This window comes from Pedobacter sp. GR22-10 (genome assembly GCF_026239715.1).
Taxonomy (GTDB): domain Bacteria; phylum Bacteroidota; class Bacteroidia; order Sphingobacteriales; family Sphingobacteriaceae; genus Pedobacter.
The window spans coordinates 376,135-390,816 of sequence record NZ_JAPIVR010000004.1 but is presented as its reverse complement, the minus strand read 5'-3'; the positions used below and the strand labels follow the sequence as shown (position 1 = coordinate 390,816).

Annotated in this window: 13 protein-coding genes; 4 read left to right on the top strand and 9 right to left on the bottom strand. The window is 39.8% G+C overall.

Annotated features, from left to right (window positions below; translation table 11 throughout):
- Positions 1-509: 509 nt before the first annotated feature.
- Together OQX64_RS18180 and OQX64_RS18175 are read left to right on the top strand one after the other, a co-directional pair.
- Positions 510-3,005, top strand: a complete 2,496-nt coding sequence (locus OQX64_RS18180) for a PAS domain S-box protein (protein WP_265819845.1) — start codon at positions 510-512, stop codon at positions 3,003-3,005.
- Positions 3,006-3,331: 326 nt separating this feature from the next.
- A complete protein-coding gene (locus OQX64_RS18175; protein ID WP_265819844.1) occupies positions 3,332-5,044 on the top strand; it encodes an FAD/NAD(P)-binding protein in 1,713 nt (570 codons plus the stop codon).
- 54 nt (positions 5,045-5,098) lie between these two features.
- On the opposite strand, the gene OQX64_RS18170 is transcribed toward OQX64_RS18175, so the two are convergent.
- The 4 genes from OQX64_RS18170 to OQX64_RS18155 form a co-directional block, all read right to left on the bottom strand.
- The gene (locus OQX64_RS18170) at positions 5,099-5,686 is read right to left on the bottom strand and encodes a DUF4142 domain-containing protein (protein WP_265819843.1); all 588 of its coding nucleotides are present in this window, start codon (positions 5,684-5,686) and stop codon (positions 5,099-5,101) included.
- A gap of 109 nt (positions 5,687-5,795) precedes the next feature.
- A complete protein-coding gene (locus OQX64_RS18165; RefSeq protein WP_265819842.1) occupies positions 5,796-6,377 on the bottom strand; it encodes a DUF1543 domain-containing protein in 582 nt (193 codons plus the stop codon).
- 56 nt (positions 6,378-6,433) lie between these two features.
- Positions 6,434-6,910, bottom strand: coding sequence for a hypothetical protein (locus OQX64_RS18160; RefSeq protein WP_265819841.1), 477 nt, complete (start codon positions 6,908-6,910; stop codon positions 6,434-6,436).
- A 7-nt stretch (positions 6,911-6,917) separates the two neighbouring features.
- Entirely contained in the window at positions 6,918-7,373 is a 456-nt protein-coding gene (locus OQX64_RS18155) for a hypothetical protein (protein ID WP_265819840.1), read from the bottom strand.
- Between the two features lie 110 nt (positions 7,374-7,483).
- Here OQX64_RS18155 and xth point away from each other — a divergent pair, with 110 nt between their 5' ends.
- On the top strand, positions 7,484-8,254 hold the full coding sequence (gene xth, locus OQX64_RS18150; protein WP_265819839.1) for an exodeoxyribonuclease III: 771 nt from the start codon (positions 7,484-7,486) through the stop codon (positions 8,252-8,254).
- Between the two features lie 120 nt (positions 8,255-8,374).
- On the opposite strand, the gene OQX64_RS18145 is transcribed toward xth, so the two are convergent.
- The gene (locus tag OQX64_RS18145; protein WP_265819838.1) at positions 8,375-8,770 is read right to left on the bottom strand and encodes a hypothetical protein; all 396 of its coding nucleotides are present in this window, start codon (positions 8,768-8,770) and stop codon (positions 8,375-8,377) included.
- 60 nt (positions 8,771-8,830) lie between these two features.
- On the bottom strand, positions 8,831-11,341 hold the full coding sequence (nirB, locus tag OQX64_RS18140) for a nitrite reductase large subunit NirB (RefSeq protein WP_265819837.1): 2,511 nt from the start codon (positions 11,339-11,341) through the stop codon (positions 8,831-8,833).
- Between the two features lie 267 nt (positions 11,342-11,608).
- On the opposite strand from nirB, the gene cobA reads away from it, so the two are divergent.
- Entirely contained in the window at positions 11,609-12,367 is a 759-nt protein-coding gene (cobA, locus tag OQX64_RS18135; RefSeq protein WP_265819836.1) for a uroporphyrinogen-III C-methyltransferase, read from the top strand.
- A gap of 21 nt (positions 12,368-12,388) precedes the next feature.
- Here the strand turns inward: cobA and gpmA are convergent, their stop codons facing one another.
- The 3 genes from gpmA to OQX64_RS18120 form a co-directional block, all read right to left on the bottom strand.
- Positions 12,389-13,078 (bottom strand): 2,3-diphosphoglycerate-dependent phosphoglycerate mutase, encoded by a 690-nt coding sequence (gene gpmA, locus OQX64_RS18130; RefSeq protein ID WP_265819835.1) that lies wholly within the window; start codon positions 13,076-13,078, stop codon positions 12,389-12,391.
- Positions 13,079-13,197: 119 nt separating this feature from the next.
- Positions 13,198-13,464: a hypothetical protein gene (locus OQX64_RS18125; RefSeq protein WP_265819834.1), complete on the bottom strand. Its 267-nt coding sequence runs from the start codon at positions 13,462-13,464 to the stop codon at positions 13,198-13,200.
- Positions 13,464-14,579 carry a M42 family metallopeptidase gene (locus tag OQX64_RS18120; protein WP_088301944.1) on the bottom strand — a complete coding sequence of 372 codons (1,116 nt, stop codon included), beginning with the start codon at positions 14,577-14,579 and terminating at the stop codon, positions 13,464-13,466. Before OQX64_RS18120 ends, OQX64_RS18125 begins: the two co-directional genes overlap by 1 nt.
- Positions 14,580-14,682 lie beyond the last annotated feature (103 nt).

The following is a 14,682-nucleotide window of genomic DNA, read 5'->3' as shown; positions in this document are numbered from 1 at the left end:
AAGCAAAAGATTAGATGTTAAGGATATTCAAATCATCTTTATTGATTAGGATTATTCAGAATCTGATCTGATTCTGACGGGCAGAATAACCCCATTTTTGAACCATGATTGGGTCTGAATCCGGCATTCAAACATTCAGATATTGTAGCCACTTATTTTAAATAAGTGGCTACATCTCTTAGGTTTCTTTAGCCTTTTATGGTGTGCCTGCCCTCCGCGGATCACCCGCTCACAGGACTTTTTTATCTCTGTTATTTAACAGTAACAATTTAGTGAAATGTTAGTTTCAATCTGCAAAATAATTTTACACATCATGTGGATAATGTGAATAACTAAAATTCACTCACGATCAAACATTTATATTTTTTTCTGGTTTCCTAAATCGAGATATTAAAACACACTTGTTCTGTTGGAGGATTATAGCGGAATTAGGAGTAGATTATTTTTAAAACTTACTGCACTATTTCTCGAAAAAGTATAATTTTAACCTTTTATCCTAGCATATTAGAATGAGTCGTCCGTCATATCTTTTAAGTAACCATGAATTACTCCAGGTTTTTAATCTCACCCATACTGCCACAGCCATACATGTAACAGAAGACGCCATTATACAGGAAGCCAATGATGCCATGCTGGCCATTTGGGGTAAGGATAGAAGTGTGATAGGGAAATCATTGGCTGATGCGCTGCCAGAACTCAAAGGTCAACCTTTTATTGATATGTTTAAAAGGGTATGGAATGAAGGACTGGTGATATCGGGAAAAGATACAGCCGCAGACCTCAATATTGATGGCGAAATAAAAACCTTCTATTTTGACTTCGAATATCGCGCAGTAAAAAATGATGACGGAAAGGTAATCTGCATTCTTCATACGGCAATAGATGTAAGTGAAAGGGTACTTAGACAGGAAGCGATCGAACTTGCCGCGGAGAAAGAAATTGCACTAAACCGTGAGCAGGCTTTAAATGAAGAACTTGCTGCCATGAACGAGGAACTCTCTGCTACCAATGAAGAATTGCAGGAGGCACAAAACCGTTTATACCTATTGAATACTGAACTCGAAGAGCGGGTTACAGCACGCGTAAAAGAACTTTCTGAAAGCGAGGAGCGTTTCAGGACAATGGCTGAAGGGACTGAGATTTTTATTGCTGTTGGCGATGAAAGTGGAAATGCCATATATTTCAATAAGCCTTGGATGGATCTTACCGGAAGATCTATGACCGATCTGCTAGCCTTTGGCTGGGCAGATCTTATTCACCCTCAGGACCGGGAAGATTATGTTCATATTTATCTTTCAGCACTAGCAAAAAAAGCGCCTTTTGCTGGTGAATTCCGCATCCTGAGTAAGGAGGGGAATTACCGGTGGCTTTTAGCCAGTGGCCCGCCCCGTTTTCATCCCGATGGAACCTTTGCCGGTTATATCAGTTCGTGTATTGATATTACTGACCGTAAATTGGCAGAACTGGAAAGGCAAAACCTGAGTGCTTTGGTAGATGCAAGCTCAGAATTTATTTCTTTAGCCAATGTAAATTATGAAATGACCTATGCCAATCCAATTGCCCTTAAAAAGCTGGGATGGGATACGGTAAGAAACAGAACCATATTGGATTGTGTCTATCCTGATGACAGAAATTTTGCAGAAAAAGCCTTGGTGAGTTTAGCCGAATATGGCAACTTCAGACATGAAATTCGTTACTGGAATGAAAGGACAGGTAAACCTTTCTGGGTAGAGTGGAACGGTATTTCCATTAAAGATCCGATTTCCAATGAGTTTATTGCTTTGGCAACGGTAGGGCCGGATGTAACGGAAAGAAAGCGCCATCAGGAAGAATTACAGGATATTAATGAGGAGATGGCTGCGGCAAATGAAGAACTTGCGGCAACCAATGAAGAATTGGCTGCCACCAATGAAGAGCTTGCGCAAACACATTTTGACCTCGTTCAGTACATCCGGAAATTATCAGATAGCGAAGAAAAATTGCTGCAGGCTATTGAAACCGGAAAAATGGGCGCCTGGAGCATCGATCCCAATACGCTGAAGATTTCCATGTCTGGCTTTGTACGTGAATTACTGGGGCTGCAGATGGAAGGGGAGGTTTCTATGCAGGAGGTTTTAAACACCATTAATGAAGATTACAGGGAAATATTTTCAGCAACATTAGATGAAGCGTTAAACCATCATTCTTCCAGCGATATCGAGTATCTGATCAACAATTTAAGAAGTGGTGAAGAAAAGTGGGTTCGCGCCACAGGTAAAGTCTTTTTGGATGAGATGGGTAATGTAGCAGAATATTCAGGAATGTTTATGGATATTACTGAACGTAAGCTGGACGAACTTCGTAAAAATGATTTTATTGGCATGGTAAGCCACGAACTGAAAACACCGCTAACGGCCATAAATGGTTTTGTACAGGTATTGCAGCGTAAATCAAAAATCGATGGAGATCAGTATTCAGTTAATGCACTGGAAAAAACCCATATTCAGGTTCGTAAAATGACAACCATGATTAATGGTTTTCTGAATGTTTCCAGGTTAGAATCAGGCAAGTTGATGATTGATAAAACATCTTTCCGTTTAGATCAGCTTTTACAGGAAACCGTAGATGAAACCTTTATATCTCCTTCTACGCATGATATCGTATTTGCGCTATCCTGCGAGGTGACGATATTTGCCGACCGGGATAAAATCAGCAGTGTGATTTCAAACCTGTTAAGCAATGCACATAAATATTCCTCAAACGGAAGTACGATTGAAATCAATTGTGAATTAAGGGAAAATGAAGTTATAGTAAGCGTAATGGATCAGGGAATTGGAATTTCAGATGAAGACGCGAAAAAGCTGTTTGACCGTTATTATCGTGTTCAGAGTAACCACACCATATCAGGTTTTGGTATTGGTTTATACCTGAGTGCAGAAATTATCCAGCGCCATAATGGTAAAATATGGGTAGAAAGCAATGAATCCGTTGGTTCTACATTTTACTTCTCCCTCCCGCTTCATTAATCGCAAAAAGGGACAGGCAAAAAGCCCGTCCCTCTATCTAAACCCAAACATGCGCTCAAACATGAATGAATTACGAAATAAACAACCGTGGTTGATGTTGGTTTTAGATTAGTTTATTTTTCAATTCCTCATTTACTTCTTGCTGTTGCCAGATATATTTCAATGGAAAGGTTATACAGCAGGCATGTATATTTTGCTTTAATGCAGGATTTAATTTTTCGCAAAACAATTTCTCCTTTTTAAGATTGTGTAAGGAATGATCTATACCAGGCTTGCAAAATATTAGTTTTTTCGGGCATAGGTTACAAAACTATCATCAATTTTAAATGACTCACAAAGCTCATCCCTTAAAAATAGCCATTCTTGGCGGTGGCCCCAGTGGCCTTTTTATGTATAAACGATTGGTTGAATCAGAAATTAAAGATCTGACCATTGAAATTTTTGAACGCAAAAATATGCTGGGCTCCGGAATGCCTTATAGCACAGAAGGCGCCAACCAGGAGCACATTACGAATGTATCAGACAATGAGATACCGGTTATTTTTAACTCCATTGAAGATTGGGTAAAGATGGCACCAAAGTCTGTTTTAAAAAAGTTCAATATCAGTCCGGATAATTTTAATGAATATAAAGTACTCCCCAGGTTATTTTTTGGTGAGTACCTTTCAGCACAATTTAGTTTGTTGAAAAAAATGGCTGACAGTAAGGGGATTGCTACAATTATTCACCTCAATACATCAGTTACGGATGTTGTGGATGATGCCAATGCAAATAAGGTTGGTGTTGAAACAAACGGGAAGGAAATGAAATATTTTGACCGGATCATTATCTGTGTAGGCCACAACTGGCCAAAAAAATATGAAGGTAAAATCCCGGATTATTTTGATTCGCCCTATCCACCGAAAAAGCTGGCCCAGAGATTCAATCATCCCATCGCTATTATGGGATCATCGCTTACCGCAATAGACGCCATCAGAACATTGGCGCGCAATAATGGCGTATTTCAGGAAGAAAAAGATGGCAGGTATAAATTTGTGCCTGATGAAAAAAGCGATCAGTTTAAAATTGTTATGCATTCCAGGAATGGTTTGTTGCCTGCCGTTCGATTTCATCTGGAAGATTCTCATCTGGGAAAAGATGCTACACTGACCAAGGCACAGATTCAGAAAAATATTAAGGATAATGGTGGTTTCATATCGCTGGATTATGTTTTTGAAAAAAACTTTAAAGATCAGTTTAAAAAGAAAGAGCCGGCATTTTATCAGAAAATAAAGGATATGGATCTGGAAACCTTTGTGGGGGCCATGATGTCTTACCGGGAAAATGTTCCGCCATTTGACTTGTTTAAAAAGGAATATGAAGAGGCGGAAAAATCGATTGAGCGTGAAGAATCCATTTATTGGAAAGAGGCACTGGCTGTGCTTAGTTTTGCCATGAACTACCCGGCAAAATATTTATCGGCAGAAGATATGCAGCGGTTACAAAAGGCATTAATGCCTTTGATTTCTATTGTGATTGCCTTTGTGCCCCAAAGCTCCTGCCGCGATTTAATGGCCATGCACGATGCTGGTGTGCTGGAAATAATTTCAGTAGGTGAAGACAGCACTGTAGACCCTCAGGAAAAAGGTGGTGCCTTATATACCTATACAGATGATACAGGCAAAGAAATAGCCGTTGCTTATCAAACTTTTGTGAATTGCATTGGCCAGCCACATTTATCATATGAAGATTTTCCGTTTAAAGGCCTGGTTGATGGTGGCATGGTCAGCCCTGCTACATTAAACTTTAAATCTAAAGCAAAAGGTAAAGAAGAGGTTGAAAAGGAAAATAAGCTTGTTACAGAAAAGGGAAAAGGAGAATATGTGTTGCGGGTTCCGGGAATTAAGATCAATGATTTCTTTCAGGTAATTGGTGAAGATGACCAGGCGAACAATCGGATTTACATCATGGCTGTACCTTATATTGGTGGTTATAACCCCGATTATTCAGGAATTGATTTTAGTGAAATGGCTTCTCTTGAAATATTAAAGCAGCTTTAAAATAAAAAAACCGGAATACGTTCCGGTTTTTTTTAATAAATGCTTATTCCTTAATTATTTCATGGAATCGTTGATTTTATTGATCATCACCAAATGGCTTTGAACAATAGGGGCTGTTTTGGTGGCAAATGCTTTTAATTCTGTGTCTTTAGCATCTCTCGATTCATCTTCCATTAATTTTAAGGTGGATTTATGTCCGTCGATCATATCACTTACATAGGCCTTGTCAAATTCTGCGCCTGATTTCTTGCTTAAATCGTCCAGTTTTTTCTGATGGTCAGCATCTACAGTAGTAGGCAAGGTAATATTTTTAGTTTTGGCAATTCCCATCAATTCTGTATTGGCATTGCCATGGTCGGTAACCATCATGGTGGCAAACTCTTTAATCTGCGCATTGCTGCTTTTTTGAAGGGCCAGTTTGCTTAATTCCACTTCAGCCATTCCGCCCGCTGCTGCAGTGGTTGCAAATTTAGCATCAGCTTCATCAACCGCAATTCCGCCGGTTGCGGCTACATTGGTAGTGGTGTCTTTGCTTAAATTTAAGCTGTCTGCACTTTCTTTAGCATCTTTATTTCCGCCATTGCAAGCCTGAAATGCCAGGGCTGATACGGAAACTGCCATTACATAAATTAACTTTTTCATCGTTTTATTTTTAAAAAGGTGATGAAGCAATCCTAATCGCTTCAAATATTGGTTTTGTTATCACCTTAATAACAGGATAAATTAAGAATGGTTTTTATAGCGTACTGCCTTAAAGTTTATCCAGTTTGAAATAGCCTAAATGAATTTCATCTTCAGGTAAAGTGGAATGAGGTGTGATTTCGATGAGGTACTTGGCTTTAAACACGGGACTTAAAATTTCTTCAACCCGGTAGATATCATCGATATCTATGCCGTACTTTTCGTCGATATGGGCATTTGCTCCCTTAATGGAATTGGTTTTAAAGAATACAGTTTTTTTGGCATCCTGTATGGCCGAAGCCCGGTCATCTTTTACGCTTAACACGATGTAATGCTGTTCGGCCAGCTTGCCGGCCTGGTATCCTCCGAGGTTGGTGAAAAATAACTGATGAGGAGAAGTTTCAGGGGTTGATGTTCTAGGTAGTATTTTAATCTGGTAACCATCCACCTGGTTCACTTCACGCCAGCCATCAACATGGATGCTTGCTCCGGCTTCTGGCCAGAAAGCTTTAATTTCCGGAACAAGTTCTTTCAATGAATGCGCTATGCCAAAAAAGTAATCGTGCTGTTCTACATTTCTTTTGGGCGCTTTTGAGCCCAGCAATAGCATATATAATTTAGGATGGGGATGCTGATTTAAATCTACGGACATTTTTATTTTTTCTTTAACAACGCCATAAAGAAGCTATGGTTTAAAAAAATAAGAAATTAACGTCTCTGGATACCTTGTTTAATCTCCAATTTAAGTTCATTAATCTGTTCTTTAGCCTGTCTGTTTTCGAGGTAATAATAAATGGCGAAGCCTAAAAATATTTTTCCCAATACAAAAACGGCGGCAAAAACCCATCTCCATGCCTTATGGATGCGCATGTGGCTGGATGATGATTCCACTTCAATATAACGGTCTTTCCGGATATCATCGTAGCCCGCTGTGTGATCACGTGCAGTAAATTTCTCCACTTTCTGATCGCGGAGCTGAATTTCATTCACTTCATTTTCGATCTTAGCCAATACTCCGGGCGGAGGTGGAATGGCCATGCCGAGTGCAAGAATTTCCATGTCATACTCCAGCTTCGCAAGTTCCTGCTCAAACTCCGGATACTGTTTTTTAAGTGATGTTATCTGTTCAATTTCCTGTTCGGTGGCGATGCCCATGACATAGGTTTCCATGATGCCGCTTTCCATTATTTCCTTAATTTTCACGTAACCTCCTCATTTTGTCTATTGATGATTTCAGTTGAATGCGTATGCTGTTTTCTTCTTCTCCAAAAGATGCCGCCAGGTATGAAACTGATCTGCCCAGATAATATACCGCATTGAAAATTTCTTTTTCTTTTAAGCTTAACTGGTCTGGATTTACCGATGCGTAATCAGATGTGATCATTGATTCTGTATCTGTAAGTTGTTCCTGAGCTAATATCTTTTGCGCATGCTGCCTTAAAAGCATCCAGGTACTTGATTTACTTTGTGGATTTAATTTTACTTCCAATATAAAAGATGTTAGAATTTTTATTAAATGCGCTTCAGATTTTTTGGGATCCTGGATAGTACCCTGGATAAAGCCCAGAAGCATACCCGCATATTTATCATAAAATTGCCGGATATCTTTTGATGCTTCTTTTGAGATGTTTAGAATAACTTCAGACATTAATTAGCGTTCCTGGTGAAATAAATTGCAAGATAAGGCCAAATTTTGATTTACATTTACAAAAAAAACTTTTTTTTAATGATTAACTGCTCTGTTGACTTTAATTGATCATGAGAATTGCAACCTATAATGTAAACGGTGTTAATGGTCGTTTACCCGTGCTGTTACAATGGCTTGCGGAAACTAAGCCTGATGTGGTTTGTCTTCAGGAGCTAAAAGCTCCACAAGAAAAATTTCCGGAACAAGCCATTTTAGATGCTGGCTATCAGGCCATCTGGCACGGACAAAAAAGCTGGAATGGTGTAGCTATCCTGTCGCGTGGTTACGAAATCAAAGAACTTAAACGCGGTTTACCTGGTGATCCGGAAGATTTGCATAGCCGCTATATAGAAGCATTGGTTAATGATATCGTAATTGGTTGCCTGTATCTTCCAAACGGAAACCCAACGCCGGGGCCAAAATTTGATTATAAAATGGCATGGTTTGAAAGGTTAACTGATCATGCTTCGAAATTGCTGGAATATAACCTACCTGTGGTACTTGCGGGCGATTACAATGTTATGCCAGCCGAAAAAGATGTTTACAAACCTGAACGCTGGATTAATGATGCTTTGTTTAAGCCTGAAGTCAGGGAAGCTTTTAAAAAGCTGGTAGATCAGGGCTGGACAGATGCCATCCGAAAACTCTATCCGACAGAAACGGTTTATACTTTTTACGATTATTTCAGGAATGCATATGGTCGTGATGCTGGTTTAAGGATCGATCACTTTTTATTAAGTCCGCAACTTGATGGCAGGTTAATAAAGGGTGGCGTAGATAAGCATGTCCGGGGCTGGGAAAAAACAAGTGATCACTGTCCGGTGTGGATAGAAATTGAATAGGGAAAGGATTGAATGTTTGAGTGATTGAATGAAAGAATTAGAGAATGACCGATCACTCAAACACTCAAGCATTCAATTATTCAAAATTCAATTATTCAAAATTCAATCAATCATTCATTTTTATAACTTATATCCCAAGCCTACACCCACATTCCATTCACCATTTTTGGTGCTCGTTTTGGTATTATAATAAAGCGGAAGCTGAAGGGCGATGTGGTTAAAGACTGCTGTTAAGCCCAGGCCTAAAGATGGCGTGATCAAACTGTTTTTAGTTGCTCCGGCAGCTACCTTGTCTTCCTTAATTCTTAATGAAGGAAGTAAACCAGCGCTGATTGAAAATGGTTTTTTCAGGTATTTAACCGATGGCCCGATGCAGTTAACATATCCTCCGTGATCTACATAACCAGCAACGATTGTTCCATCAAATAACGCCACTTTGGTTTGTGCCTTTAGCGCTGAAGAAAATAAAGCCAGTGAAAGGCAGGTTGAAAGCATAACGATGTTTCTTCTTTTCATAATGTAAGTTTGGTTTTGGTTTTAATTGTTGATCCCATGCAATAACTGGCTTATATTTGGTTAGGTTGTTTTCCATTCAGGTGTTTTTTTCTGGCCCCTCATTTCCACAAATTCAATAGTAGGGTCTTTTTCTTCGGGCGCATTAACGAAGTGTGAAAATCTCTTTCTGATGGCAGGATTCTCCACAGCTTCTTTCCATTCGCATTTATAGCTGGCAATCAGATTTTCAATTTCGTTTTCCCATTTTTCAGCCATGCCCAGGCTATCATGAATCACCACATTGCGAAGGTATTCCATGCCGCCCTCCATTTTATTGAGCCAGGTTGCCGTTCTGGTTAAGGGATCTCCTGTACGGATGTAAAACATCAGAAAACGGTCGATATATTTAATGCAGGTTTCGCTGTCTACATCTGCGGCCAGTAGCTGCGCATGCTGCGGTTTACTTCCGCCATTGCCGCATACATAAAGGTTCCAGCCTTTTTCTGTGGCGATGATACCAAAATCCTTGCTCTGCGCCTCGGCACATTCCCTGATGCAGCCACTCACCGCCGATTTGAATTTATGGGGTGCCCTGATGCCACGGTATCGCTCTTCAATTCTGATGGCGAAACTGACACTGTCATGCAATCCGAAACGGCACCAGGTGCTTCCAACGCAGCTTTTTACTGTTCTTAGTCCTTTGCCATAAGCATGGCCGCTTTCGAAACCTGCCGCGATCAATTCTTCCCATATTACCGGAAGATCATTTAAGTGAGCACCGAAAAGGTCGATTCGCTGTCCGCCGGTTATCTTGGTGTATAAATTATATTTTTTTGCTACTTCACCAATGACAATGAGTTTATCAGGTGTAATTTCTCCGCCAGGGATGCGTGGTACAACAGAATAGGAGCCCCCTTTTTGAATATTCGCCAGGAAACGGTCGTTACTGTCCTGCGCAGTATCATTACCTTTTTTAAGGATCATTTCATTCCATAAACTGGCCAGCAAGGAAGCCACCAATGGTTTGCAAACCTCGCAGCCATCAGATTTCCCTAATTTATCCAATACCTCATCATAAGATTTTAATTCGTGGATGTGAATCAGGTCATAAAGTTCCTGACGGCTGTAATTGAAGTGTTCGCAAATGACGTTCCGGACATATTTGCCTTGTGCTTTTAAGGTATGCAGCATGAGGTCTTTTACCATGGGTACGCAGCCACCACATCCGGTTCCGGCTTTAGTGCATTTCTTAATGCTATCCAGCGTTTCGCAACCTTGTTCAGCAACGGAATGGCAGATGTTGCCTTTGGTTACGCCTTCACAGCTGCAGATTAAGGCCTCATTTGGAAGGGAAGTGATTCCTGCGGCGGCTGATGCTTCGCCACCTCTGCTTCCTAGGATAAGTTCTTCCGGGTTTTCAGGTAATAATATTTTGTTCACACTGGTTTGCAGCAGCATATTGTACGCTGCTGCATCGCCAATTAAAATACCTCCTAAAAGGTACTGCCCGTCATTACTAATGTTTATTCTTTTATAAATGCCTTTATGTTTGTTTTCAAATACGATGGTGCGGCAATCGGGTTCATTGATAAATGGATCACCAAAACTGGCTACATCTATACCAATGAGTTTAAGTTTTGTGCTCATGTCAAAACCCTTAAAGGATTTATCTTCTGCACAAAGAATGGTAGCCAACACTTCAGCCATTTCATAACCCGGGGCGATCAGTCCGTAAATCATTTCATTGTGCAGGGCACATTCTCCGATGGCAAAAATGCAGGGGTCATTGGTCTGCATTTTATCATCGACCAGAATGCCGCCCCTGGTGCCTACTTCAAGGCCGCAAAACCTGGCCAGTTCATCTCTTGGTTTTATTCCGGCAGAAATTACCAGCATATCTGATGCTAATTCTGAATCATCACTGAACTTTAAACCTGTGATGCATTGATCACCTTCAATGCGGCTTGTATTTTTATTGAGGTGGATTTGTAAGCCCAATTCATTCAGCATGGATTTCAGCATTTCGCTGCCCGCCGGGTCAATTTGCCTGGGCATTAACCTGGGCGCAAATTCTACAATGCTGGTTTCTGCTATGCCTAAATCGATCAGTGCTTTCGCGGCCTCAAGGCCTAATAATCCGCCACCAATTACGGCGGCTGTTTTGGCTTTCGTTGCATAGCCTGCAATCAAATCAAGATCATCTATGGTCCGGTAAACAAAAACACCTTCTTTTTCTATCCCTTCTATATTGGGTACGAATGCAGCAGAACCTGTTGCGAAAACTAAAAAATCGTAGCCATAAATTTCACCGCCGGATGTTCTAACTGTTTTTAAATTGCGATCTACACCAACTATTGGATTGTTTAAATAGAGATCAATATCCTGTTCCTGGTACCAGTTTGCTGCCGACATCGAAAGATCATCAGCGGTTTTGCCATTAAAATATTCGCTCAAATGAACACGGTCATAAGCCCTTCTTGGTTCCTCACCAAAAACAATTAATTTGAAGGCATCAGATTTAGCTGTTAGCTTTTCGCAGAATTTATATCCAACCATCCCATTTCCAATTACGATTATCTTTAATTTGTTCATGACTTCTTGTTTTTTTTTGGTGAAATATTTTGCTTTGTACTTGTTTTTTTATAGGTTCTTTAGTCTTTATTATTAAAAAATGGTGATATTAATGATTATTTTGTCTTTGTAAAGGTTTTTTTATATGATTTATGATATTCAAATATAGTTTTATTGATTAATATTTTTATTTAAACATGATTTTTATCATAAATTAATATAATTTTTAATATTATTTAATCATATTTACTATTATTTTGATTAAATCATTAAAATTATACTGGAATAATGGAAGATTTTGGACTTTTTATAATGGGAGCGGGGCCCGGAGATCCCGAATTAATCACAATGAAAGCATTTAATGTGCTGAAAAGGGCAGAAGTGATCCTATATGATAATTTAAGCAATGAAAAGCTGTTGGAAATTGCTCCAAAAGGCTGTGTAATGGTATACGTAGGTAAAAAACCTTATGCCAGGTGTACGCCGCAAGATGATATAAATGATTTGATTGTAAAATACGCATTAACCTACAATGTGGTGGTGCGGTTAAAGGGAGGTGACCCATTTATTTTTGGCAGGGGTTTCGAAGAGTTGCTTTATGCAGAGAAATATGGGATTAAATCACACTACATTCCAGGAATCAGCAGTATGCAGGGTGCAGGTTTTATTGATGTTCCACTTACCCACCGTGGCATTAGCGAAAGCGTTTGGGCGATAACCGGTACAAAGAAAGATGGAAGCTTATCAAAAGATCTTAAGTGTGCCATGAGCAGTTCGGCTACAGTAGTGATTTATATGGGCATGAAAAAGCTTGCGGAAATTTCTGCCGCATATAAACAAGCTGGTTTGGGTGCTACGCCAGCAGCGATTATTCAGCATGCCAGCCTGGCTAAACAAAAACAGGTAAGGTGTATGGTTAAAGATCTTCAGGAAACGGCCTTAAAGGAAGGAATGGCACACCCGGCAATCATTGTTATTGGTGATGTGGTGCGGGCAAGGGAGATTATGGCTGCACAACATTATTATAAACAAGCCATTGCTGTTTAACCTTTGTTTTTATAGAACTGTTTACTCCAGATAATAATGCCTGATTTTTTTCAGGTCGTCATCCAGTTCATAAACCAGTGGGCTTCCTGTAGGAATCTCTAAGGCGGTAACTTCTTCGTTTGAGAGGTGATCAATATATTTGATTAAGGCCCTGAGGCTATTTCCATGTGCAGAAATGATCACCTTCTCATTTTTGCTGATGGCGGGCACAACAGATTCGTTCCAGAACGGCAATACCCTCGCAATCGTGTCCGACAGGTTTTCGCTGAGTGGCAATTGTCCGGCGGTTAAATGCTGATAGCGCAAATCATTTCCCGGGTAACGTTCATCATCTTTTGTTAACTGTGGCGGTTCTTCATCAGGATCTCTGCGCCATTTATAAACTTGTTCCGCGCCATATTTTTCTGCTGTTTCGGCCTTGTTTAATCCCTGTAATGCGCCATAAAAACGCTCGTTTAAGTGCCAGGTTTTATATTCCGGAATCCAGAGATGATCCAGGTTTTCTAAAATAATATGCAGGGTTTTGATGGCACGCTTCAGTAAGGAAGTGAAGGCAATATCAAAATTATAACCATGTTTTTTTAATATTTCTGCAGCTTTTTTAGCTTCCTGGTAGCCGTTTTCAGAAAGGTCTACATCTGTCCAACCTGTGAAACGGTTTTCCAGGTTGTAGATGCTTTGTCCGTGGCGAATTAATACGAGTTTTTTCATTTGTTTCTGATGACCGTTATTTTCGATAATTGATTTATACTGCTGTATGCGGATTGTCAAATTAGAACGCAATATCTACATAAAAGGCCTGAAGTATTTACTTCAAGCCTTGATAAGCTTTATTCAATTTCGTTCTGCTTTTTTGCTATCAGTTCTTTCTGATCTGTTAAATCCTTATAGTAAAAATAAGCACCAAAGCCGATGATGAGCAGTAAGTTGCTGGGCTTAAAACTGTGGTCGAGCCAGTAGTTAAAAGGTGGCGCCTGGCCATCCAGGCTTCGCATAATGCTTGGCCAGGAGTTTATAATGAAAATAATTACAATCATTAAAAGCACCTTTAATAAGGTTCTGACTGCTATTTTCGGGTGCGAAATCTTTTCTTTCATTATTTAAATTCTCTGAAATCCTGGCCGTCTTTAATGTTCAGGAGGCTTTCATAAATCAAGCTGATTACATTATCAACATCTTCTTTATGAACCATTTCTACCGTGGTGTGCATATACCTGAGCGGCAATGAAATCAATGCAGATGGAACGCCTCCGTTAGAATAGGCAAAGGCATCTGTATCCGTTCCGGTAGAGCGTGATGAAGCCTGGCGCTGAAAAGGAATTTCATTCTTCTCAGCCGTTTTAATTAGTAGTTTATTTAAATTGGTCTGAACCGCGGGTGCATATGATACGACCGGGCCCTTACCTGCTGATAAATCGCCCTGAATATTTTTATTAATCATTGGCGTGGTGGTATCATGTGTTACATCGGTCACAATGGCTACATTTGGTTTAATCCGTTGAGCAATCATTTCTGCACCGCGTAAGCCAATTTCTTCCTGTACCGAATTTACGATGTACAATCCGAAAGGAAGTTTTTTCTTGTTTTCTTTTAATAAACGTGCTACTTCGGCAATCATAAAACCACCCACACGGTTATCTAAAGCGCGACCTACGTAATAACGGTCGTTCAAAATCATAAACTCATCCTCGTAAGTAATTACACAGCCTACATGGATACCCAGTTTTTCTACTTCTTCTTTTGATGTGCAGCCACAATCTAAAAAGATGTTTTTTAATTCAGGTGCCTGTTCTTTTTCACCATGGCGGGTATGGATGGCCGGCCAGCCAAAAACGGCTTTAACCAGCCCTTTTTCGGTATGAATATTTACCCTTTTGGATGGGGCGATCTGATGATCAGAACCGCCATTGCGGATGACATAAATTAAGCCGTCACTGGTGATATAGTTCACGTACCATGAAATTTCATCGGCATGTGCTTCAATTACCACCTTGTAAGCTGCTTTAGGGTTAATTACACCAACTGCCGTGCCGTAGTTATCTACAAAATGCTCGTCAATATAGGGTTTCAAATAGTTTAACCAAAGTTTCTGCCCTTCCCATTCGTAACCGGTAGGCGCAGGGTTATTGATGTATTCTTCCAGAAACTGTAATGATTTTTTAGTTACTACCGGAACATGATTTTTTTTTTCGTCTTCTTTCTTTTTAGCCATGTGTATTTTAGATTTACGATTTCAGATTTATGATTTGCATGGATCAAATCAAATCATCAATCAAATTTTTTGGATTTTAGAATTGCTCTTTTGATAGGTTAAA